Genomic DNA, 22,355 nt, shown 5'->3' on the forward strand with positions numbered 1-22,355 from the left:
CGACCCCCGGAGCCCTTCATGGGACGTTATGTGATCCGGCGGCTGCTGCAGATGATCCCGGTCTTCTTCGGCACCACGCTGTTGATCTTCCTGATGGTGAACGTGATGGGTGACCCCATCGCCGGTCTCTGCGGCGACCGCCAGTGCGACCCGGCGACCGCCGCCCAACTCCGCACGGAATTCGGCCTCGACAAGCCGGTGTGGCAGCAATACCTCACCTACATGGGCAACGTCTTCACCGGCGACTTCGGCACCGCGTTCAACGGGCAGGAGGTCACCGAGCTGATGGGCACCGCCTTCCCCATCACCATCCGCCTCACCCTCGTCGCGATCGTCTTCGAGATCGTGATCGGCATCAGCCTCGGCGTGGTCACGGGGCTGCGCCGGGGTCGGCCGGTCGACACCACCGTCCTCATCCTGACGCTGGTCGTGATCTCCATCCCGACCTTCGTCACCGGTCTGCTGCTCCAGCTGCTCCTGGGCGTCGAGTGGGGCGTCATCAAACCGTCCGTCTCGCCCGAGGCCCCCCTGAACGAGCTGATCATCCCGGGCCTGGTGGTCGCCTCCGTGTCGCTGGCGTACGTCACCCGGCTCACCCGTACCTCGATCGCCGAGAACACCCGCGCCGACTACGTCCGCACCGCCACCGCCAAGGGGCTGCCCCGGCGCCGCGTGGTCATCCGCCATCTGCTGCGCAACTCGCTGATCCCCGTCGTCACCTTCATCGGTACGGACGTGGGCGCCCTGATGGGCGGGGCGATCGTCACCGAGCGGATCTTCAACATCCACGGCGTCGGCTACCAGCTCTACCAGGGCATCCTGCGTCAGAACTCGCAGACCGTGGTCGGCTTCGTCACCGTCCTGGTGCTGGTCTTCCTGGCGGCCAACCTGATCGTCGACCTCCTCTACGCCGTACTCGACCCGAGGATCCGCTATGCCTGAGCAGACACCGGACGAGGCGATCTCGGCCGCCGGAGCCGGCGGGCCCACGGACCTCGCGCTCGCGGAGGGCGACAGCCTGGAGAAGACCCCCGGCGGCCCCGACGGGACCGGTCCCGACACCAAACCGCAGAGCCTGTGGTCCGACGCCTGGCGCGACCTGCGCCGCAACCCGGTCTTCATCATCTCCGCGCTGATCATCCTGTTCCTGGTGGTCATCTCGATCTGGCCGCAGCTCATCGCCTCCGGCGACCCGCTCGACTGCGACCTCGGCAAGGCCCAGCAGGGCTCCCAGCCCGGCCACCCCTTCGGCTTCGACGGACAGGGCTGCGACGTCTACACCCGCGTCGTCTACGGCGCCCGCAACTCCGTCACCGTCGGCATCTGCTCCACCCTCGGCGTCGCCCTGATCGGCAGCGTCCTCGGCGGCCTCGCCGGGTTCTTCGGCGGCTGGTGGGACGCGATCCTGTCCCGGCTCACCGACATCTTCTTCGGCATCCCCGTCGTCCTCGGCGGCCTGGTCTTCCTCTCCGTGGTGACCAGCTCCACCGTCTGGCCGGTGATCGGCTTCATCGTCCTGCTCGGCTGGCCGCAGATCGCCCGCATCGCCCGCGGCTCCGTCATCACCGCCAAGCACAACGACTACGTCCAGGCCGCCCGGGCCCTCGGCGCCTCCAACGGCCGGATGATGCTGCGCCACATCGCGCCGAACGCCGTCGCCCCGGTCATCGTCGTCGCGACCATCGCGCTGGGCACGTACATCTCGCTGGAGGCGACCCTGTCGTTCCTCGGCGTCGGCCTGAAGCCGCCCGCCGTCTCCTGGGGCATCGACATCTCCGCCGCGTCCCAGTACATCCGCAACGCCCCGCACATGCTCCTCTGGCCCGCCGGCGCGCTGGCCGTCACGGTGCTGGCCTTCATCATGCTCGGCGACGCGGTGCGCGACGCCCTCGACCCCAAGCTGCGCTGAGGAGTCCGCTGCCATGTTGCTCGAAGTCCGCGATCTGCACGTGGAGTTCCACACCCGGGACGGGATCGTCAAGGCCGTCAACGGGGTCAACTATTCGGTGGCCGAGGGTGAGACGCTCGCGGTGCTCGGCGAATCGGGCTCCGGCAAGTCGGTCACCGCACAGGCGGTCATGGGCATCCTCGACATGCCCCCGGGGAGGATCCCGCAGGGCGAGATCCTGTTCAAGGGCCGCGATCTGCTGAACATGAAGAAGGAGGAGCGCCGGAAGATCCGAGGCCAGGAGATGGCCATGATCTTCCAGGACGCGCTGTCCTCCCTCAACCCCGTCCTGACCGTCGGCGAGCAGCTCGGCGAGATGTACGTCGTGCACCGCGGGATGTCCCGCAAGGACGCGAAGGCCAAGGCCGTCGAGCTGATGGACCGGGTCCGCATCCCGGCCGCCAAGGAGCGGGTGGGCAACTACCCGCACCAGTTCTCCGGCGGTATGCGCCAGCGCATCATGATCGCCATGGCGCTCGCCCTGGAGCCCTCCCTGATCATCGCCGACGAGCCCACCACCGCCCTCGACGTCACCGTCCAGGCCCAGGTGATGGACCTCCTCGCGGAGCTCCAGCGCGAACTGAACATGGGCCTGATCCTCATCACCCACGACCTCGGCGTGGTGGCCGACGTCGCCGACAAGATCGCCGTGATGTACGCGGGCCGCATCGTCGAGACCTCGCCCGTGCACGACATCTACAAGGCCCCCGCCCATCCGTACACCAAGGGCCTGCTGGCCTCGATCCCGCGCCTGGACCAGAAGGGCCAGGAGCTGTACGCGATCAAGGGCCTGCCGCCCAACCTGCTGCACATCCCGCCCGGCTGCGCCTTCAACCCGCGCTGCCCGATGGCCCAGGACGTCTGCCGCACCGACGTGCCGCCGCTGTACGACGTGGCCGAGCACCGACAGAGCGCCTGCCACTTCTGGAAGGAGACGCTCGATGCACGCTGACCACTCGGGGCGCAAGGAAGCGCGCGAGGAGGGCGAGACCGCGCGCACCCTGCTGTCCAAGTCGCGCCAGGAGAGCGCCTACGCGGGCGGCGAACCGATCCTGGAGGTGCGCGACCTGGTCAAGCACTACCCGCTGACCCAGGGCATCCTCATCAAGAAGCAGGTCGGCGCGGTCAAGGCCGTCGACGGAGTCACCTTCGACCTCGGGGCCGGCGAGACCCTGGGCGTCGTGGGGGAGTCCGGCTGCGGAAAGTCGACCGTCGCCCGGCTGCTCGTGCAGCTGGAGAAGCCGACGTCCGGCGCCATCCGGTACAAGGGCGAGGACATCACCAAGCTCTCCGGCCGCGCGCTCAAGGCCGTCCGCCGCAACATCCAGATGGTGTTCCAGGACCCGTACACCTCGCTCAACCCGCGCATGACGGTCGGCGACATCATCGGGGAGCCGTACGAGATCCACCCGGAGGTCGCCCCCAAGGGCAGCCGGCGCCGCAAGGTGCAGGAGCTGCTCGACGTCGTCGGGCTCAACCCGGAGTACATCAACCGCTACCCGCACCAGTTCTCCGGCGGCCAGCGCCAGCGCATCGGCATCGCCCGCGGCCTCGCGCTCAACCCGGAGATCATCGTCGCCGACGAACCGGTCTCCGCGCTCGACGTCTCCGTCCAGGCCCAGGTCGTCAACCTGCTGGACCGGCTCCAGGCCGAGTTCAACCTGAGCTACGTCTTCATCGCGCACGACCTGTCCATCGTGCGGCACATCTCCGACCGGGTCGGCGTGATGTATCTGGGCCGGTTCATCGAGATCGGCACCGACGCGGAGATCTACGACCACCCCACGCACCCGTACACCCAGGCGCTGCTCTCCGCCGTGCCGGTGCCGGACCCCGCCGCGCGGGAGTTCCGCGAGCGGATCATCCTGCACGGCGACGTGCCCTCGCCCGCCAATCCGCCCTCCGGCTGCCGTTTCCGCACCCGCTGCTGGAAGGCCCAGGAGCGGTGCGAGCTGGAGGTGCCGCTGCTGGCGGTCCCGGCGGTCTTCCAGGACGTGGACACCCCGGCCCGGCACCCCTCCGCCTGCCACTTCGCGGAGGAGAAGCGGGTGGTCCCGCCGGAGGGCACCCTGGACGCGGTGCCGGGGGAGGGCGGCCAGGACGAGGCGGCCGCGCGCGCGGCGGACACGGCGGAGCGGCCCGGACCGCCCGGCGGGGACGACGAGAACCCGCCCCCGCCCTCAGGGAGCAGCCGCGCCGTCTGACGCGGCGTTAACACACGGGCAACGTCCCCGATATACGGACGCGCCACCATGAACAACGTACGGCCGTGCGGGTGCCGTGGACCGGCCGGCGGGGTGTGACGCCCCCCGGCCGGTGGCCGTACGGGCGGCGGCGCAGGCCCTCTTGTCCGGAGGGCGGACGCACGGAAGTATCGCCGGTGTGATAGTCACCCGCGGAGCAAGAGTCACCGGATCCGTCCTGTCCGTCGTGCTCGCGGTGATCGTCGCGGGCTGGCTGATACGGGACGTCGATGCGATTGGTTTCGGCCAACTGTGGCGTTACTGGGCCGGGTTGCACGGCACCCGCCTGCAGACCTTCCCCACCACCTCCGGCACGGACCTCGTCCTCTTCGTGGTGTACGTGGCCGTCGCCGTGGCCGCGCTGCGCGCCGCGTCCGCCGCGTCCGCGCTCGTCGTCGCCGGGGTGGTCACCCTCACGGTGCGGCTCCCCGGACTCTGGACCATCGGCAGCCGCCGGATGGAGGCCGTGTACTCCGACGACCTGCGCTCACGGGCCCTGGTCTGCGCCTTCGTCGCCGTCGCCGCGGCCGCCGCGATGACCATCACCGCCGCGGCGGGCCGCCGGCCGCCCGCCGACGCCTACGAGCGGACGCCGGCCGGGCCGGGCCCCGGCGCGGGCGTGCTGTCGTTCCTGGCGCTGTCCGCCGCAGGGGCCGTGCTGATCGCCTGGGAGATCCGCCAGGTCGTCCGGGACCCGGAGTTCTTCCCCGACTGGTACGTGGGCGGTGACCGGATCGCGCAGTATCTGACCGGTCCGCCGCCGGGCTGGGCCACCGTGATGCTCGCCCTGCTCTGCGTGTTCGCCGGGATCACCGCCGCGGCCCGGGCCCGGCACGCCCGCCCGTTCGGCCTGGTGGCCGCGGCGGTGCTGCTGCCCGGCGGGGTGTTCGGGGTGGTGCGGACCGTGCACTACGACATGCTGGAGAACTTCGGCGATCTGCCGACCGAGTTCCAGCTCAACGTGCTCAGCTCCTTCTTCCAGGTGCTCGCCGCCCTGGCCGCGCTCATCGCCCTCGCCGTGCCGGGACCGGTCCGCGCCCCGGGCCCGGACCCGTGGTCCGGCAGCGGCCCGGGCTGGGGCCCCGCGCCCGCACCGCCCCCGTACCTCGGACAGCGACCCGGCTACGGCTACCCGCAGGGCGGCGGCGGCTTCGGCCCGCCCCCGCCGCCCTCGCAGCCGCCGCCCGGCTGGTAGCTCAGAGCCCCAGCGACCGCTTCAGGAAGTCCACCTGGAGCAGCAGCAGATTCTCGGCCACGTTCTCCTGCGGGGTCATGTGGGTCACCCCGCTCAGCGGCAGCACCTCGTGCGGACGGCCCGCGGCGAGCAGTGCCGAGGACAGCCGCAGACTGTGCGCGACGACCACGTTGTCGTCGGCGAGGCCGTGGATGATCAGCATGGGCCGCACCTGCTCGGCCGCCCCGGACAGACCCGCGTCGGTGATCAGCGAGTTGCGCGCGTACACCTCCGGGTGCTGCGCCGGGTCGCCCAGATAGCGCTCGGTGTAATGGGTGTCGTAGAGCCGCTGGTCGGTCACCGGGGCGCCGACGACCGCCGCGTGGAAGACGTCGGGCCGCCGCAGCGCGGCCAGCCCGGCCAGGAAGCCGCCGAACGACCAGCCCCGGATGGCCACCCGGTCCAGATCCAGCGGGAAGCGCTCCGCGAGCGCGTGCAGGGCGTCCACCTGGTCGTCGAGGCTGAGGGCCAGATTGTCCTTGACCGCCTTCTCCCAGGCCGGTGAACGGCCGGGCGTGCCGCGTCCGTCGGCGACGACGACCGCGAAGCCCTGGTCCGCGAACCACTGCGAGGTGAGATGCGGATGGTGGGCGGCCACCACCCGCCGGCCGTGCGGCCCACCGTACGGGTCCATGAGGACCGGAAGCGGACCGTCCGACTCCGAGTACCCGGTGGGGAGCAACACGGCGCACGGAATCCGCCGTGCGCCCCCTTCGGTGAGCACCGGCCGCGCGGTCAGCACCGGGCGCTCCGCACGGTTCTCCACGACGGCGACCTCCTTGCCGTCCCGCAGCACCCGCGCCGTCGACCCCGGCCGCTCCGGCGTCGCCGAGACCAGCACCGTCACCCGGCCCGACCGGACGGCCGTGTGCACGCCGACGCCCTCGGAGACCCGCTCCACGCCCAGTTCGTTGACCCGGTAGACGTGGGTCTCGCCGATCTCGGGCTCGGCCGCGTCCGCACCCGCCGACGCCGTCACCAGGACGTCGGAGTCCCCGATGTCCAGCACCGACTGGAGGTGCAGCCGGCCCCTGGTCAGCGGGCGGTCGCCGACCGCGAGCCGCCGCGCCCCGCCCTCGTCGGTGATCCGCACGAGCCGCCCGTCCGGCGCCCACGCGGGCACCCCGGAGAACAGCTCCAGCCACACCGCGTCCTCGTCCGCGTGCACGGTCCGGGTCGCCCCGGTCTCCGGGTCCACCGCCAGATACAGCTGGCTCCGCTGGTCCCGGGCCTGGACGAGAAGGAGCGGAGCCCCGTACGAGGACCAGTGCACGCGCGCCAGATACGGGAACCGGGCCCGGTCCCACACCACTTCGGTGCGCTTGCCGTCCAGGTCCACGACCTGGAGCCCCACCTCCGCGTTGGGCGTGCCCGCCGCCGGGTACGCGACCTCGGCCGGCTTGCGCTCCGGGTGCGCGGGGTCGGCGATCCACCACCGCTGGACGGGGCTGTCGTCCACCCGGGCCACGAGCAGCCGGTCCGACTCCGGCGACCACCAGAAGCCCTGGAAGCGGTGCATCTCCTCGGCCGCGATGAACTCCGCGAGCCCGTAGGTGACATGGTCGTCCTCCGGCTCCGCGAGTGCCCGGTCCGCCGCGCCGTCCACCCCGACGACGCGCAAAGCACCCTTGGACACATAGGCGACGTGTCGCCCGTCCGGGGAGGGGCGCGGATCGATCACCGGGCCGGGAACGGGCAGCGCGCGCGCCGTTCCCGCCCTCAGATCCGCGACGCAGACCTTCCCGGAGAGCGCGAACGCGGCCAACTCGGCGGCCCCGTCCAGCGCGTAGCCCACGATCCCGGACGAGCCCTCGCGGCTGCGCTCCCGCCGGGCGCGCTCCTGCGCCGACAGGCGCTCCTGTGAACCGCCCAGCAGCTCCTGCGGATCGGCCACCAGGCGTTCTCGCGGCCCGGAGCCCCCGTCCAGGTCCAGCACCCAGAGCTGCCCCGAGCGGTCCGTACCCGAACCCGAGCGCAGGTAGACCACGCGTCCACCGTCGGGTGACACCGTGAACGCACGCGGCGCCCCGAGGGTGAATCTCATGGTCCGGGCCTGCTGGAGCGGGAACGTGATCTCAGACGAAGTCATGCGCCGAACCTATCGGCCGCGTCCGTCCGTGCGCCCCTCGTGCTGCTGTGCCCCGAACAATGCGTTGCCACGGATAGTTATGATCCGTAGCGCTCGGTGGGTATGAACCTGCTGGCTCCACGCGTGCTGCCCGTCCCGACCGTACAGATGGAGGTGAACCGCCGTGGCGCTCTCGATTTCGGCGGTGGTGCTGCTGGCGATCATCGTCTTCCTGCTGATCCGGAAGTCCGGACTGAAGGGAGGACATGCGGTCGTCTGCGCGCTGCTCGGTTTCTATCTCGCCAGCTCGTCCATCGCACCCACCATCTCCGAGCTGACCACGAACGTGGCGGGCATGATCGGCGGCATCAAATTCTGACCCGAAGGACAGGCCCTACGCTGGTCCCATGACGGACCTTCCCGCCCGGCGGCTGCTCCTGGTGCACGCGCACCCGGACGACGAGTCGATCAACAACGGCGCCACCATGGCCAGGTACGCGGCCGAGGGCGCCCTGGTCACGCTGGTGACCTGCACGCTCGGCGAGGAGGGCGAGATCATTCCGCCCGCCCTCGCCCACCTCGCCGCCGACCGCGACGACGCCTTGGGCCCGTACCGCAGCGGCGAGCTGGCCGCGGCGATGAAGGAGCTGGGCGTCACCGACCACCGCTTCCTCGGCGGCCCCGGCCGCTACCGGGACTCCGGGATGATGGGCGCCGAGCAGAACCGCCGCCCCGGCGCCTTCTGGTCGGCCGACCTCGACGAGGCCGCCGGGCACCTCACCGACGTCATCCGCGAGGTGCGCCCCCAGGTCCTGGTCACGTACGACCCCGACGGGGGCTACGGGCACCCCGACCACATCCAGGCCCACCGGGTCGCCACCCGCGCCGCGGAGCTGGCCGCCGATGCCGCGTACCGGCCCGGCTCCGGCGCCCCGCACACCGTCGCGAAGGTCTACTGGAACCGGGTGCCGCGCCCGGTCGCCGAGGAGGGGTTCGCCGCGCTGCGCGCCGAGGCCCCGGACGCGTTCCCGGGGATCGCCGAGATCGGCGACGTACCGGGTGTGGTGGACGACGACCGGATCACCACCGTGATCGACGGCACCGGATACGAGGACGCGAAGACCGCGGCGATGCGGGCGCACGCCACCCAGATCGCCGTCCGGGGACCCTACTTCGCCCTGTCGAACGACCTGGGGCAGCCCGTGTTCACCACGGAGTACTACGAGTTGGTCAGCGGCACCCCGGGCGCTCCGGCGGGCCGGCGCGAGCGGGACCTCTTCGCGGGTGTGCCGGGGGCGGACCGATGAGCGGCAGCAGCAGGGCGCGGGCCGGCGCCAGCCGGACGGACGCGCGGAAGCGGGACATTCCGGCCAGTGGTCTGGCCGCTCCCCTCAACCCCGCCCGGATCGCCGCCCTGTTCGGACTCGCGGTCCTCGGCGCCGTCGTGGGCATCGCCGGAACGCTCGTCCAGCCCGCCTGGTTCCCGGGCGGACTGCTCATCGCCCTGGCGGCGGCGGCCGGCCTCTTCTACGGCGGACGCACGCTGACGGGCACCCAGCCCGGAGCGGTCGCACCGGCTGCGGGATGGCTGGTTTCGGTCGTCTTTCTGCTCAGCGGACGGCCCGAAGGGGACTATGTCTTCGGTGACGCGCTCGGCCTCGGCCTCTTCATGCTGGGCGGAATGGCCATCGCTGTGATCTGTGCCACCATGCCGCGATCGTCCGGGCAGCGGGCCGAAAGCGGCCGACCTGCCAAGTAATGTGCTCCGTCCGATCCCGTAATGCCCCCTGCCCGTCCCGGGGGTGCGCAGTCGTTTCCCCCGGTCGCGGGGTGTGTGCCGGCGGCGGCCAGTATGGTGGTTCGCGCGCCCGGGCTGCGGCACGGGGGAAGTACGGGCGGCGGAGCCAATCGGGAGAACCTGCTTTGAGTCGTGAAACTGACAGTTCGTCCTCCGGGCCCCAGGGGCGCGGCGGAGCCGCGTACCCCTCGGGTACGCCGCCGTACGGATCCCGCCAGTATCCGTCGCAGGACGCCTCGGACGGGGCCCAGGAGCCCGGCGGGCCGGACCGGCCGGACGAGCCCAAGACCGAGACGACGCTGACGACGCGCATCCGGATCAACATCCCGGGCTCGCGCCCCATCCCGCCTGTTGTCATGCGTACGCCCATGAGCGACGCCGACGGCGAGGGCGAGCGCACCGGCTCGACCCCGCGTCCGGGCGCGCCCGCGCCGGGCGGCGCACCGCAGGCGCCCCAGCCACCGGCCGCGGAGTCCGGCGAGGACGCGGCCCCGGCGGAGTCCGAGAAGCCGGCCAAGGAGAAGAGCGGCAGCGACTGGTTCGCCCCGCGCAAGTCTCCGGCGGGCTCGAAGCCGTCGACGGGCGGCGGCCCCGGCGACACGGACGGCGCGGGATTCGCGGCGCCGGGCGGCGCGCCCGGTGGTCCGGGTGCGCCCGGCGGTGCTGGTGTCACGGGTGCGCCCGGCGGTGCCGGTGTCACGGGTGGGCCCGGCGGTCCCGTTGGTGCGGGCGGCCCGGCCGGCCCCGGCGCTCCCGGTCCCGGCCGTGTCTCCCCGCCCTCCGGTCCCCGTACCGACCTGCCGTACTTCTCGGACGGGCCGCAGCGCGACTTCCCGGAGGGCCCCGGCGACGGTCCGGGCGGCCCGCGTTCCACCCCCGACCTGGGCGTCCGTACCCCCGGCCCGGCCGGCCCCACCACGGGCCCGGCCACCGGCAATTCGTCGCTCACCCCGAACCTCGACGGCCCCGGCCCCTTCCCGCCGGGCCCCGGTCCGCTGAACGCGGGCGGCCCCGGGCAGGGCGGGGTGCCTCCGCGCATGTCCGACGACACCGCCATCCTCACCCCGCAGTTCGCCCCGCCCCCGGGCGGCCCCGGCGGCAACGTCTCGGGTGACACGCTGAACAGCGGCATCCCCGTCGTGCCCGGCGGCCGGAACGTCCCGGGCGACCCGATGGGCACCGGCCCCGGCGGGCCCGGTGGGCCGGGCAGCCCCGGCAGCGCGGCGCCCAAGCCGGCCGCGGCCAGGCCCACGCCGAAGCCGGCACCCGCCAAGAAGGGCCGCTCGAAGCTGGTCCTGCTCGGGGTGGCGGTCGTCTGCCTGCTCGGTGTCGCGTACGGCGCCGGACTCCTGATGAACCACTCCGACGTACCCAAGGGCACCACGGTCCTCGGCGTCGACATCGGCGGCGGCACCAAGGAGGACGGCGTCGAGAAGATGGACGGCGCGCTCGCCAAGCGCGCCGCGACCCCGCTCAAGCTGACCGTGGACGGCAAGGAGACGGAGCTCGCCCCGGACAAGGCCGGGCTCTCCCTGGACAGTCAGGCCACCGTGCGCGCCGCGGCCGGCAGCGACTACAACCCGGTCTCCGTCATCGGCTCGCTGTTCGGCGGCGAGCGGGCCGTCGAGCCGGTGTTCCCGGTGGACGAGGAGAAGCTGGGCGTCGCGCTCCAGGACCTGGCCGGCGCCTCCGGCACCGCGAAGGACGGCACCATCAAGTTCGAGCCGGGCAAGGCCGTCGCCGTACCGGGCGAGGCCGGCAAGGCGATCGACGTCAACAAGTCGATGGGCTCCGTCCGGGACGCCTACCGCGCCCAGGTCGAGACCGGCAGCGCCAGGTCCGTCGAACTGCCCGTCGTCACCAAGGAACCCACCATCACCCAGGCCGAACTGGACCGGGCGATGAAGGACTTCGCGAAGCCCGCGATGTCCGGCCTGATCACCATCCGGGCCGGTGGCAAGGAGATCCCGTTCGGCCCGGCGAAGTCGCTGCCGCAGATCCTGTCGATGAAGGCGGTCGACGGGAAGCTGGTCGACGTCTACGACAAGGAGGCCATCGACCGGCTCTGCGCCGGTGTCTTCGACGGCGTCATGATCACCAAGGGCGACGGCAAGAAGCACCAGCTCAGCGCGGACGACGTGGCCTTCGCGATGAAGGGCGCGCTGCTGGGGAAGACCCCCGCCGAGCGCACGGTCACCATCGACCTCGACGGCAACGGCTGATCCGCCCCGCCCCGCGCCCCCGCCCCCGACCGGACCCCGGCCGGGGGCGGCGTCGTAACCGGGCGAAAACGGACCCCGGGCAGGGTGACGGCTTCCCGCGCCCCGCCCCCGTACGCCCGTCATCCCCGGCACATGACATCTGTCATCCCGGATCCACGACCGCTGACCCTGCCGCGCGCACCCCCTGTTCGGCCAGGCTGGACGCATGACAACGACAGCCACCGGAGCGACCGCGACGAGGACCGCGGTGGTCAGCTTCGACCAGGTCAGCAAGGTCTACGGGGACGTACGCGCCGTCGACGGCCTCACCCTGGACCTGCACCCCGGCGAGACCGTGGCCCTCCTCGGCCCCAACGGAGCCGGCAAGTCCTCCACCCTCGACCTCCTCCTCGGCCTGCGCACCGCCGACTCCGGCACCGTCAGCCTCTTCGGCACCACCCCGCAGGAGGCCATCAAGGCCGGCCGGGTCGGCGCCATGCTGCAGAGCGGCGGCCTGATGGAGGACGTCACCGTCGAGGAACTGGTCCGGCTGGCCTGCGACCTGCACCCGCACCCCCACCCGGTGGGCGATGTGCTGGCCCGGGCGGGCATCGCGTCGATCGCCGGCCGGATGGTCAACAAGCTCTCCGGCGGCCAGGAGCAGCGCGTCCGCTTCGCTCTCGCCACCGCCGGTGCCAACGACCTCATCGTCCTCGACGAGCCGACGACCGGCATGGATGTCACCGCCCGCCAGGCGTTCTGGGCCACCATGCGCGAGCAGGCCGAGCAGGGCCGCACCGTCCTGTTCGCCACCCATTACCTCGAAGAGGCCGACGCGATCGCCGACCGCGTCCTGGTCCTGCACAAGGGCCGCCTCCTCGCCGACGGCACCGCCGCCGAGATCAAGGCGAAGGCCGGGGCCCGCCGGATCTCCTTCGAGCTGGAGGGCGCGATCGACCAGGACGCCCTGCGCGCCCTGCCGTTCCTCGCCTCGCTCGACGTCAACGGCCGACGGGTGCGCATCCAGTCCCACAACGCCGACGCGACCGTGCACGCGGTCTACGGCCTCGGCCTCTACCCGCGCGAGCTGGAAGTCGCCGGACTCGGCCTGGAACAGGCATTCGTCGCCATCACCGAGGCCGAGGAGGCCAAGAAGTCGTGAACACCCTCATCCGGCTCGAAGTGACCCGCACCCTGCGGAACAAGAAGTTCATGTTCTTCTCGGTCATCTACCCGTCGGTGATCTACCTGCTGATCTCCGGCACCCAGAACGACACCGACAAGATCCCGCACACGAATCTGACCCTGCAGTCCTTCTTCATGGTCTCCATGGCCTCCTTCGGCGCACTGACCGCCGTCCTCATGGGCAACAGCGAGCGCATCGCCAAGGAGCGCGAGAAGGGCTGGGTGCGTCAACTGCGGCTGACCGCACTGCCCGGCCGGGGCTACGTCCTGGCGAAGATCGCCAGCGCCGCCATGGTCACCCTGCCGTGCATCGTCGTGGTCTTCCTCGTCGCCGCCTCGGTCAAACACGTCCGCTTCGACCTCTGGCAGTGGTTCGCACTGACCGGCGTCATCTGGGCCGGCTCCCTGGTCTTCGCCGCGCTCGGCGTGGCCATCGGCTATGTCGCCAGCGGTGACGCGGTCCGCCCGATCACGATGATCATCTACTTCGGGCTCTCCATCCTCGGCGGCCTCTGGATGCCCAGCGCGACCTTCCCGCAGTGGCTCCAGAACATCTCCGAGTGGCTTCCCACGCACGCGTACGCTGCACTCGGCCAGGCCGTCGAAATGGGCGGCGCACCGCACGCCAAGGACGTCGCCGTCCTCTGTGCCTACTTCCTGCTCTTCGCGGGCGGTGCGGCCTGGCTCTACCGGAAGGACACCTTGAAGGCGTGAACGACGACGAGATGTCGGTGGGGCTGGGGCGGCCGCCCGCGACCGCCCGCCAGGCCGGGGTCAAGCTGCTGTGGATCGGGATCTGGCTCGCCTTCATGAGCGCGCCGGTCAAGGACCTCGTGGACGGCAACCACACCCCGTGGGCGACCGCGCTCGGCGTCCTCGGGCTGCTGGTCTTCGTCGGCGCCTATCTGGTCCTGGTCTTCCGGCACACGTCGAAGGCGCTCGACCCCTTCCGGGTCCGGGCGTCGCTCGCCTTCCTCGGGGCCCTCGCGGTCCTGCTGTCGCTGACGTTCGGCACGCCGTGGCTGGTCCTCTTCGTGTACGTGTCGGTCTCGGTCGGGGCCACGCTGCCGCTGCGGACCGCGCGCTGGCTGATCCCCGTCGTCACCGCCGTCCTGGTGGGCGTCGGGGCGACCATGGAGAACGCGCGCGAGATCATCACCGCCCTGGTCTTCCCGGCCCTGCTGGGCGGCTTCGCGATGACGGGCGTACGGCAGATGATCCGCACCACGATCCAGCTGCGGGAGGCCCGGGCCACCGTCGCGCAGCTCGCCGCCAACGAGGAGCGGCTGCGCCTCGCCCGCGACCTGCACGACCTGCTCGGCCACTCCCTCTCGCTGATCACCCTCAAGAGCGAGCTGGCCGGCCGGATGCTCCCCGACCGGCCCGAATTGGCGGCCGCCCAGGTCGCGGACATCGAACAGGTCAGCCGCCAGGCCCTGGTGGACGTGCGCAGTGCCGTCACCGGTTACCGCCGGCCGACCCTCCCCGGCGAACTGGCCGGGGCCCGCACCGCGCTGGCCGCCGCCGGAGTCGACGCCGACGTCCCGGCCGACGTCCCCGAGGGGCTGCCCGAGAAGGCGGAGGAGGTGCTCGCCTGGGGACTGCGGGAGGCGGTCACCAACGTCGTACGCCACAGCGGTGCGCGCCGCTGCACCATCACCCTGACGCCCCGTCAGACGCTGGACGGGCGGGTGCTCGAACTGACCGTCGCCGACGACGGCCGGGGCGCCGCCGGAACGGCGCCCGGCAACGGCCTCACCGGGCTCACCGAACGCCTGGCCTCCGTGGACGGCACCCTCACCACCCGGGCCACCCAGCCCCGTTCGGGCAAAGGCTTCACCATGGTCCTCAGCGTTCCGTTCGAATCCGGCCTAGGATCCGCGGAATGAGCATGATCAGACTTCTCCTCGCGGAGGACCAGTCCATGGTGCGCGAGGCCCTGGCGGCGCTCCTCGGCCTGGAACCGGACATCGAGGTGGTCGCCCAGGTCGCCCGCGGCGACGAGGTCCTGGCGGCGGCCCGGGAACACTCCGTCGACGTGGCCCTCCTGGACATCGAGATGCCCGGCATGACCGGAATCGAGGCAACGGCCCGGCTCCGCGAGGCCCTGCCCGACGTGAAGGTCGTGGTCGTCACGACATTCGGCCGGCCCGGCTATCTGCGCCGCGCCATGGAGTCGGGCGCCGACGCCTTCCTGGTCAAGGACGCCCCCGCGTCCCAGCTCGCCGAAGCGGTACGCAAGGTGCTCGCCGGTGAACGCGTCATCGACCCCGGACTCGCCGCCGCCGCCCTCGCCGATGGCGCGAACCCGCTGACCGACCGCGAACGCGAGGTCCTGCGCACCGCCGCGGACGGCTCGACCAACGCGGAGATCGCCTCCTCCCTCCACCTCTCCCAGGGCACCGTCCGCAACTACCTCTCCATGGCCATCCAGAAGATGGCCGCCCGCAACCGCGCCGAGGCGGTCCGCATGGCGCGGGAGAAGGGCTGGCTGTAGGCGTGCCGGTCCGGGGTTCGGGCGAAGGGACCCCGCCGCGGCGCACGCAGCACCGCCGCGACCGGTGACGGCGGTGGGGCCGGTTGCGCGTTACGCGCCCGGCGCACCGAAGTAGTGCCCCTGGTCCAGGTCCTCGATGAGCCCGGGTCCGGCCGGCTTCCAGCCGAACCGTTCGCGGGTCAGGGCGCTGGAGGCGGGGGAGTCGAGGCTCACCATGCCGCCCAGCCAGGTGAAGTGGGCTGCCGCGTCCTCGGGGGCGACGGAGGCCGTGGGGACGCCGAGGTGGCGGCCGATGGTCTCGGCGACGGACCGCAGCGGGACGCCCTCCTCCGCCGCCGCGTGCAGCGTGGAGCCGGCGGGCGCCTGCTCCAGGGCCAGCCGGAACAGCCGGGCGGCGTCCTCGCGGTGAGCGGCCGGCCAGCGCTGGGAGCCGTCGCCGATGTAGCCGGAGACGCCCTGGGCGCGGGCGGTGGCGACGAGAGCGGCCATGAAGCCCTGGTCCCCGTCGCCGTGGACCGTCGGGGGCAGCCGGACGACGGACGAGCGGACGTTCCGGGAGGCGAGGGCGATCGTCGCCCGCGCGTTGTCCTGGCGGCCGCCCGGGCCCCCGGCGGGCGCGTCCGGGTCGGCGCTCTGCCCGTCCTGCTCGGTCGCGACCCGGCCCGGGGCCAGCCCGAGGAGCCCGGACGCGATGACGAAGGGCTTGCCGGAGCCCGCGAGCGCGTCCCCGAAGGCGTCGATGGCCTTCCGGTCCGCGTCGGTGGCGCCCTGGAAGTCCCCGGAGAACGCGATGTCGTGCTTGAACGCGAGGTGGACGACCCCGTCCGCCCCCGCCGCGGCCTCGCGGAGCACGTCCAGGTCGTCCAGCGATCCGCGCCGCACCTCAGCCCCGGCGGCGGCCAGCGCCTCGGCCGAGGCGTCCGAACGGGCGAGCCCGACGACCTGATGACCTGCCCCGATGAGCTCGGGGACGACGGCGGAGCCGATCCAGCCGGACGCGCCGGTGATGAATACACGCATGAGGAAACCTCCTGGAACAGGCTGACGATCCGGGCGGCGGGAACGCTGCCGGACCCCCGATGTCAGCGACTGTCATCAGCCTAACGCTGATGTCAGTCACTGTCATCCCATAGACTCGCCGTATGGGTCGATGGGAGCCGAACGCGCGCGGCAGGCTGGAGCAGGCCGCCATGGAGCTCTACGGCGAGCGCGGCTACGAGCAGACGACCGTGACCGAGATCGCCAAGCGGGCCGGACTCACGGAACGCACGTTCTTCCGGCACTACGCGGACAAGCGCGAGGTGCTGTTCGCCGGCTCCGCCCTGCTCCGGGAGCGCCTGGTGAGCGGCCTCGCCGAGGCGCCCCCGGCCGCACCCCCGATGGACGCGGTGGCGGCGGCGCTCCAGGCGGCCGCGGCCGTGTTCGACGAGCGCCACGCACAGGCCCGGCAGCGGCAGCGGATCATCACGGCCAATCCGGAGCTGCGGGAACGCGAACTGGTGAAACTCGCCTCGCTGGCCGCGGCGATGGGGGAGGCCCTGCGGGCGCGGGGCGTCAGTGAACCGGCGGCGAGTCTGGCGGCCGAGGCGGGGATCGCCGTCTTCAAGGTCGCCTTCGAGCGCTGGATCGACACCACCGGGGTGCGCGGCATGGGCTTGTTCATCCTGGAAGGGCTGGCCGGTCTCGAATCCCTGATGGCGGGCGGCCGCCCCTGACGCGACGACGCCCGCCCCGTCGGGAGTGACGGGGCGGGCGTCGTTCTCACGGAGGGCACCGGCGGACGGTGCCCCGTATCCGGTCGCGGTCTACGGGAACGACACGACCTGCGACGGGACGGTGTCCGTGCCCGAGGTCGGCGAACCCGTGTCGTTGATGACGTGGTTGTACTGGCCCTGGCCGCCGAGCGAGACGACGAGCAGGTCGTGGAACTTCACGCCCGCCTTGACCGGGGCCTCGAAGCCGTGGTCCTGGCGGATGCTCGGGTCGACGTTGTAGTAGCAGTAGCTGCCGAGTCCCCAGCCCTCGTGGGTGTTGACCGAGTCGTCCACCTTGTAGGCCGCGAAGCCCTTGACGCTGCCGTTCTGGACGGCGTCCTGGTTCGGCGCGTCGTAGGACTTCTCGTTCTGGAAGAAGATCGTCTTGCCGTTCTCGCCGGACCAGCGGACGTCGTACTTGTTGAAGTGCTCGACGAAGAGCCCGGTGGCCAGGACGTTGTCGCCGTTGACCTGGAGGCCGTAGTCGGAGCGGTTGGTCTCCCAGCCGATGCCCTCGCCGTGGTCGGCGCGCCACAGCCAGGTGTGGTCGATGATCGTGTCGTTGCTGTTGATCACCATGCCCGTGGTCGCCTTGCCGGCACCCGCGCCGCCGACCCGGACGAACACGTCCTGGACGCTGGTCGGATTGTCCGCGTGGCTCGCGGACGCACCCTCGGGGCCGACCTCGACCAGGGATTCGCTGTTGGTGGTGCCCGCGTCGATGAGCAGCCCGGCCAGCTTCACGCCGTCCACGTCACCGACCTCGAGGGCGGTCACGCCGTTGTCCGGGATGATCGTGGCGAGGCCGAGGCCCAGCACGACGGTGTTGGCGCGGTCGATGTCGATCGACTGGTCGACGTGGTAGATCCCGGGCGTGAACAGCAGGTGCAGGCCCTGGTCCACCGCCGCGTTGATGGTCTCCGCGCTCGCGCCCGGCTTCACCACGTAGAACTGGTCGAGCGGGATGGACTCGCCCTGCGGGGTGCCGTTGCCCCAGGAGACCCCGCGCGCGTTGGTGCGCTTGGCCGGGACGAACACCTTGTAGTCGTTGCCGTCCAGGTAGAGGAACGGCTTCTCGCGCGAGACCGGGGTGTTCTCGAGGGTGGTGTACGGCGGTTCGGGGAAGCTCTGCGCGGGCGCGCCCTCGACGCCCGAGAACGTCATGTTCCAGACGCCGTTGCCCCAGCTGCCGATGGAGCTGTCGCGGGTGTACCACTGCTGCTGCGAGTACGGGCCGACCTGCCCGTCGATCTTGCTGTCGGCGATGTACCCGCCGCTCGCCCAGCCGTAGCCGTCGGGTGCGAGGTTGAGCCCGCCCTTGACGTGCATCCGGCGGAACGGCGCGGCCTGGGACACGGCCCAGCGGTCGGTGCCGTTGACCGGGTTCAGCGCGAGGTTCTCGGCCGAGCGCCAGAAGTTCTGCGTGGCGTTGCCGTTGAACCAGCCCGCGTCCACGGTGACATCACCGTTGAACGTGGTGTCGTCGGGGTTCAGCCCGAGACCGGCGATCGACGTGTAGAAGCCGATCTGCGCGTTGATGTTGTCGTACGTGCCCGGCTTGAACAGCAGCGCGTAGCGGCCGTCGCCGAACTGCGCCGACTCCTGCTTCTTGAACACCTCGTCGACCTTGGCCTGGATGTCCGGCGTCGACGGGTCGAAGACCATGACGTTGGGCCCGAGGTCGCCACCGCCCTCGACGGCCTGCGCGTCCTGCCCGAAGGCGGTCTGCGCCGTGGGGACGGCCATGAGCAGCGACACGGCGAACGCGGCGAACCCGAAGGCCCTGCCCCGGCGCTTGCGGCGGGATGGTGCGGTGGGGGTGGGTGTGGGGGGTGTGGTGGGGGCTTCCGTGGGGGGAAGGTGCATGGACGTACGTCTCCTGGGTCTTGGTGCGGGTGACGCGACGAACGGTCCCGAGAAGCACTCAGAGAGCGCTCTCCGGTGGGTGTCGATGCTTCCGCCGTTACCCTGGACACGTCAAGAGGTGTGCATCGGAAGCCTTGTCCCAACCGGGCTGTGCGCAACAAATAATGTCTGTGGCACGGCAATTGACCCGCTCTGTGGCCAGTTCGGCGTGCTCTTGGGTTCAGGAGCTGACGGTGACCACCCGGGAGCGCGAGATCACCCGGAGTCGCCCGGCGTCACCACCCCGTAGGGTCGTACGGGTGACCGAAGCCGAGGCGACCCGCGCCTATTACGACACCGTCGCCGAGGACTACGCCGCACGTGTTCCCGGCCTCTTCGCCGAGGACGTGCCCGGGCGCGCGCTGATCGGCGCGTTCGCGGAGGAGGTCCGCGCGGACGGCGGACTTCCCGTCGCCGATCTCGGCTGCGGTCCCGGCCATGTGACGGCCCATCTGGCCGGCCTCGGGCTGCGCGTCCACGGCATGGACGTGTCGCCGCGCATGGTGGACATCGCCCGGCGACGCCACCCGGAGCTGCGCTTCGAGACCGGAACGATGGACGCGCTCGGGCTGCCGGACGACGGCCTCGGCGGAATCGTCGCCTGGTGGTCGATCCTGCATACGCCGCCGGACCGGCTCCCGGTCCTCTTCGCGGAGTTCCGCCGCGTCCTCGCCCCCGGCGGCCGGCTGCTGCTGGGGTTCCACGCGGGGAACGGGGAGCCCTACGTCTCGGAGAAGCGTGCCGGCGGATTCGCGTACGCCATCCATCTGCTGTCACCCGACAGGGTTGTCGGACAACTGGAGGAGGCCGGTTTCGCCCTCACCGCCCGGCTGACGACCCCGGGTTCGAGGTGGCCCCAGGTCTGCCTGCTGGCCCGGGTGGCCGGTGCGTCAAGGGTGTGACCTGGCCGGCACCTTGGTCAGGTGAGGTGCCGGCCAGGGGCTGTGGGCGCGTCAGGCGCGCGTGATGCGGGCGATGGCCTCGACGGTCAGGGCGCGGTCGTGCGGTTCGGTCTCCAGCGCGCGATGGATGGAAAGGCCCTCGATCAGCGCGTCCAGCTGACGGGCTGTCGCCGGGTCGAAGTGCCACTCCAGGGCGACCCGGCTGCGGCGCATCCACTCGCGGGTCAGCTCGCGGTAGGCGGGCTTGCGGGCGGCGAGGGTGTACAGCTCGTGCGTGAGGACCAGTTCGCGCTGATTGCCGCCGGACAGATGGTGGACCAGATCGGCGACCGCCTCGCGGGCCTCGTCCTGCGTGGTGGCGGCGCCCAGCCGCTCCTCGAAGACGGCGACGATGCTGCTGGAGAAGCGGGTGAACGCCTCCCGCAGCAGCTCGTCCATGCCGGCGAAGTGGTACGTCATCGAGCCGAGCGGCACCCCGGCACGCGCGGCGACCTTGCGGTGCGAGGTCCCGGCGACCCCCTCGGCCGCGATCAGGTCGAGCGCGGCGGTGATGATGCGCTCCCGCCGCTCGGGGTCGTTCTGTCCGGTCGCCACGCTCTGTCCCTCGTCTAGATCGAACGGATCACCCGGGCCGGATTGCCCACGGCGACCACGTTGGCGGGGATGTCCTTGGTGACGACGGCTCCCGCGCCGATGACGCTGTTGTCCCCGATGGTCACCCCGGCCAGCACGATCGCCCCGCCGCCGAGCCAGACATTGTCGCCGATCGTGATGGGCCGTGCCGCCTCCAGCTTGTCCCGGCGCGGCTCCGGCTCCACCGGGTGCGTGGGTGTGAGCAGCTGGACGTTCGGCCCGATCTGGCAGTCGCGGCCGATGGTGATCGGCGCGACGTCCAGCGCGGTCAGGTTGTAGTTGATGAAGGTGTCCTCGCCGACCGTGATGTACGAGCCGTAGTCGACGTACAGCGGCGGCCGGATGTGCGCCCCCGCGCCGAGACCGCCGAGGAGTTCGGCGACGACCGGCTGCGCCGCGTCCGGGTCCTCGGCGTAGGCGGCGAGATAGCGGGCGGCCAGCCGCACGGCCCGCTTCTGGGCCTCCACGATCTGCGGGTCGTCCGCGATGTACAGGTCTCCGGCGAGCATCCGCTCGTGGTTCGTGCGCGGATCACCCGCGAAGTAGTCCGTCATGGGTACGATCGTACACTCCAGGCGTACGATCGTACGCTCATGGCGCCCGCCACTTCTCGAACCCGCTTTCCGACCGCCACTCCTCCGACCGTCTGACGAGGCCCCGCTGTATGGATGCCGCCACACGCCACTGGCGTGCCGCACTGTTCCTCTTCATGCTCGCCGCCGGTACCGGCATGGCCTCCTGGGTCGCGCGCACCCCGGCCGTCCGGGACGGGCTCGACGTGTCCACCGGCGCGATGGGCCTGGTGCTGTTCGGGCTCTCCACCGGTTCGATGGCCGGTGTCATGGCGTCCGGGCCGCTGGTGCGGCGCCACGGGGGCCGGACGACGATCCTCGGCGGGGTCGCCCTGATCGTCGCCGGGCTGCTGGTGGTCGCGGCCGGCACCGCCCTCTCGCTCGCGGCCGTGGTCTTCGCGGGACTGGCCCTGTTCGGCGGCGGGATGGGGATGAGCGAGGTGGCGTTCAACATCGAGGGCGCCGCCGTCGAGACCGCCATCGGGCGGCCCGTCCTGCCCGTGCTGCACGGCTGCTTCAGCCTGGGCACCGTCGTCGGGGCGCTCCTCGGCATGGCGCTGACGGCGGCCGCGTTCCCTGTCGGATGGCATCTGACACTCGTCGCGGTGCTGATAGCCGCGGCCGGTACGCGGGCGGTCCTCGCCATCCCGCCCGGCACCGGCAAGGACGACGCGCCCGCGGCCGACGCCGGGCAGGGCGGCCTCCGCGGTCAGCTGCACGTATGGCGCGACCGGCAGCTCGTCCTCATCGGCGTGATCGTGCTGGCTATGGCCTTCGCGGAGGGCGCGGCCAACGACTGGCTGCCGCTGCTCATGGTCGACGGGTACGACGTGAGCCCCACGGCGGGCTCGCTCACCTTCCTGGTCTTCGCCGCCTCGATGACCCTGGGGCGGCTCGCCGGCGGCCCCTTCCTGGAGCGGTTCGGCCGGGCACTGGTCGTCCGGATCAGCGGCCTGACCGCCGCGCTGGGCCTGGCGGTGGTCATCGTCGCCCCGAGTCCCCTGATGGCGGGCGCCGCCACGGTCCTGTGGGGGCTCGGGGCCTCACTCGGCTTCCCGGTCACGGTGTCCGCCGCGGGCGACCACCCGACGGACGCCGCCGCCCGGGTGGCGGCGGTCTCCACGGCTGGCTACGGCGCCTTCCTGGTCGGCCCGCCCGCCCTCGGCTTCCTCGCCGACCACATCGGCCTGCGCCTCACGATGACCGTGGTCCTGGCCCTGGTGGCCCTGGCGGCGACGCTGGCCGGGGCGCTGGGCCCCGGCCGCGAGAGCGACGCGACCGGGACGGAGGCGGCGCCGGTCGCGCCCTGAGGCGGTCGCATCCCGAGGCCTTCGCTCCCTGAGGCCTTCGCTCCCTGAGGCCTTCGCTCCCTGAGGCCTTCGCCCCCCGAGGCCCTCATCTCCTGAGCGCGGGAG

The 22,355-nt window shown here is 71.9% G+C and carries 21 protein-coding genes; 16 read left to right on the forward strand and 5 right to left on the reverse strand.

Features of this window, described 5'->3' with window-relative positions:
• Positions 1-18 precede the first annotated feature (18 nt).
• The 5 genes from ACFZAT_RS03045 to ACFZAT_RS03065 all read left to right on the forward strand — a co-directional run bounded on the left by ACFZAT_RS03045 (position 19) and on the right by ACFZAT_RS03065 (position 5,386).
• Positions 19-942 carry an ABC transporter permease subunit gene (locus tag ACFZAT_RS03045; protein ID WP_391259168.1) on the forward strand — a complete coding sequence of 308 codons (924 nt, stop codon included), beginning with the start codon at positions 19-21 and terminating at the stop codon, positions 940-942.
• On the forward strand, positions 935-1,909 hold the full coding sequence (locus tag ACFZAT_RS03050; protein ID WP_391259171.1) for an ABC transporter permease subunit: 975 nt from the start codon (positions 935-937) through the stop codon (positions 1,907-1,909). Before ACFZAT_RS03045 ends, ACFZAT_RS03050 begins: the two co-directional genes overlap by 8 nt.
• Positions 1,910-1,922: 13 nt before the next feature.
• Positions 1,923-2,900 carry an oligopeptide/dipeptide ABC transporter ATP-binding protein gene (locus ACFZAT_RS03055; protein ID WP_391259174.1) on the forward strand — a complete coding sequence of 326 codons (978 nt, stop codon included), beginning with the start codon at positions 1,923-1,925 and terminating at the stop codon, positions 2,898-2,900.
• Positions 2,890-4,152, forward strand: coding sequence for a dipeptide ABC transporter ATP-binding protein (locus tag ACFZAT_RS03060; protein WP_391259177.1), 1,263 nt, complete (start codon positions 2,890-2,892; stop codon positions 4,150-4,152). The genes ACFZAT_RS03055 and ACFZAT_RS03060 overlap by 11 nt, the downstream gene beginning before the upstream one ends.
• Positions 4,153-4,330: 178 nt before the next feature.
• On the forward strand, positions 4,331-5,386 hold the full coding sequence (locus tag ACFZAT_RS03065; RefSeq protein WP_391259180.1) for a hypothetical protein: 1,056 nt from the start codon (positions 4,331-4,333) through the stop codon (positions 5,384-5,386).
• A gap of 1 nt (position 5,387) precedes the next feature.
• Here the strand turns inward: ACFZAT_RS03065 and ACFZAT_RS03070 are convergent, their stop codons facing one another.
• Positions 5,388-7,469: a prolyl oligopeptidase family serine peptidase gene (locus ACFZAT_RS03070; RefSeq protein WP_391260236.1), complete on the reverse strand. Its 2,082-nt coding sequence runs from the start codon at positions 7,467-7,469 to the stop codon at positions 5,388-5,390.
• A gap of 208 nt (positions 7,470-7,677) precedes the next feature.
• Here ACFZAT_RS03070 and ACFZAT_RS03075 point away from each other — a divergent pair, with 208 nt between their 5' ends.
• From ACFZAT_RS03075 to ACFZAT_RS03110, 8 genes are all read left to right on the forward strand, one after another.
• On the forward strand, positions 7,678-7,872 hold the full coding sequence (locus tag ACFZAT_RS03075) for a hypothetical protein (RefSeq protein ID WP_018100847.1): 195 nt from the start codon (positions 7,678-7,680) through the stop codon (positions 7,870-7,872).
• A 28-nt stretch (positions 7,873-7,900) separates the two neighbouring features.
• Positions 7,901-8,800, forward strand: a complete 900-nt coding sequence (mshB, locus tag ACFZAT_RS03080; protein ID WP_391259184.1) for an N-acetyl-1-D-myo-inositol-2-amino-2-deoxy-alpha-D-glucopyranoside deacetylase — start codon at positions 7,901-7,903, stop codon at positions 8,798-8,800.
• A complete protein-coding gene (locus ACFZAT_RS03085; RefSeq protein ID WP_391259187.1) occupies positions 8,797-9,252 on the forward strand; it encodes a DUF6113 family protein in 456 nt (151 codons plus the stop codon). The genes mshB and ACFZAT_RS03085 overlap by 4 nt, the downstream gene beginning before the upstream one ends.
• Before the next feature lie 407 nt (positions 9,253-9,659).
• Entirely contained in the window at positions 9,660-11,513 is a 1,854-nt protein-coding gene (locus ACFZAT_RS03090; RefSeq protein WP_391260238.1) for a peptidoglycan binding domain-containing protein, read from the forward strand.
• Positions 11,514-11,718: 205 nt separating this feature from the next.
• Entirely contained in the window at positions 11,719-12,654 is a 936-nt protein-coding gene (locus ACFZAT_RS03095) for an ATP-binding cassette domain-containing protein (protein ID WP_391259190.1), read from the forward strand.
• Positions 12,651-13,391, forward strand: a complete 741-nt coding sequence (locus ACFZAT_RS03100; RefSeq protein ID WP_391259193.1) for an ABC transporter permease — start codon at positions 12,651-12,653, stop codon at positions 13,389-13,391. The genes ACFZAT_RS03095 and ACFZAT_RS03100 overlap by 4 nt, the downstream gene beginning before the upstream one ends.
• A complete protein-coding gene (locus tag ACFZAT_RS03105; RefSeq protein ID WP_391259196.1) occupies positions 13,388-14,566 on the forward strand; it encodes a histidine kinase in 1,179 nt (392 codons plus the stop codon). The genes ACFZAT_RS03100 and ACFZAT_RS03105 overlap by 4 nt, the downstream gene beginning before the upstream one ends.
• The gene (locus ACFZAT_RS03110; RefSeq protein ID WP_391259199.1) at positions 14,563-15,174 is read left to right on the forward strand and encodes a response regulator; all 612 of its coding nucleotides are present in this window, start codon (positions 14,563-14,565) and stop codon (positions 15,172-15,174) included. The genes ACFZAT_RS03105 and ACFZAT_RS03110 overlap by 4 nt, the downstream gene beginning before the upstream one ends.
• 90 nt (positions 15,175-15,264) lie before the next feature.
• Here the strand turns inward: ACFZAT_RS03110 and ACFZAT_RS03115 are convergent, their stop codons facing one another.
• On the reverse strand, positions 15,265-16,194 hold the full coding sequence (locus ACFZAT_RS03115; RefSeq protein WP_391259201.1) for an NAD-dependent epimerase/dehydratase family protein: 930 nt from the start codon (positions 16,192-16,194) through the stop codon (positions 15,265-15,267).
• A gap of 122 nt (positions 16,195-16,316) precedes the next feature.
• Between ACFZAT_RS03115 and ACFZAT_RS03120 the strand changes: the two genes are divergently transcribed.
• Entirely contained in the window at positions 16,317-16,889 is a 573-nt protein-coding gene (locus ACFZAT_RS03120; RefSeq protein WP_391259204.1) for a TetR family transcriptional regulator, read from the forward strand.
• A gap of 90 nt (positions 16,890-16,979) precedes the next feature.
• On the opposite strand, the gene ACFZAT_RS03125 is transcribed toward ACFZAT_RS03120, so the two are convergent.
• Positions 16,980-18,794, reverse strand: a complete 1,815-nt coding sequence (locus tag ACFZAT_RS03125) for a coagulation factor 5/8 type domain-containing protein (RefSeq protein ID WP_391259206.1) — start codon at positions 18,792-18,794, stop codon at positions 16,980-16,982.
• A gap of 299 nt (positions 18,795-19,093) precedes the next feature.
• Between ACFZAT_RS03125 and ACFZAT_RS03130 the strand changes: the two genes are divergently transcribed.
• On the forward strand, positions 19,094-19,735 hold the full coding sequence (locus ACFZAT_RS03130; protein WP_391259209.1) for a methyltransferase domain-containing protein: 642 nt from the start codon (positions 19,094-19,096) through the stop codon (positions 19,733-19,735).
• Positions 19,736-19,786: 51 nt separating this feature from the next.
• Here the strand turns inward: ACFZAT_RS03130 and ACFZAT_RS03135 are convergent, their stop codons facing one another.
• Together ACFZAT_RS03135 and ACFZAT_RS03140 are read right to left on the reverse strand one after the other, a co-directional pair.
• A complete protein-coding gene (locus ACFZAT_RS03135) occupies positions 19,787-20,329 on the reverse strand; it encodes a TetR family transcriptional regulator (RefSeq protein ID WP_391259212.1) in 543 nt (180 codons plus the stop codon).
• A gap of 14 nt (positions 20,330-20,343) precedes the next feature.
• Positions 20,344-20,922, reverse strand: a complete 579-nt coding sequence (locus ACFZAT_RS03140; protein ID WP_147970729.1) for a sugar O-acetyltransferase — start codon at positions 20,920-20,922, stop codon at positions 20,344-20,346.
• Between the two features lie 110 nt (positions 20,923-21,032).
• Between ACFZAT_RS03140 and ACFZAT_RS03145 the strand changes: the two genes are divergently transcribed.
• Positions 21,033-22,250 carry an MFS transporter gene (locus ACFZAT_RS03145; protein ID WP_391259216.1) on the forward strand — a complete coding sequence of 406 codons (1,218 nt, stop codon included), beginning with the start codon at positions 21,033-21,035 and terminating at the stop codon, positions 22,248-22,250.
• The last annotated feature ends 105 nt before the right edge of the window (positions 22,251-22,355 follow it).

Source organism: Streptomyces sp. NPDC008163 (assembly GCF_042956885.1).
Lineage (GTDB): Bacteria > Actinomycetota > Actinomycetes > Streptomycetales > Streptomycetaceae > Streptomyces > Streptomyces drozdowiczii_A.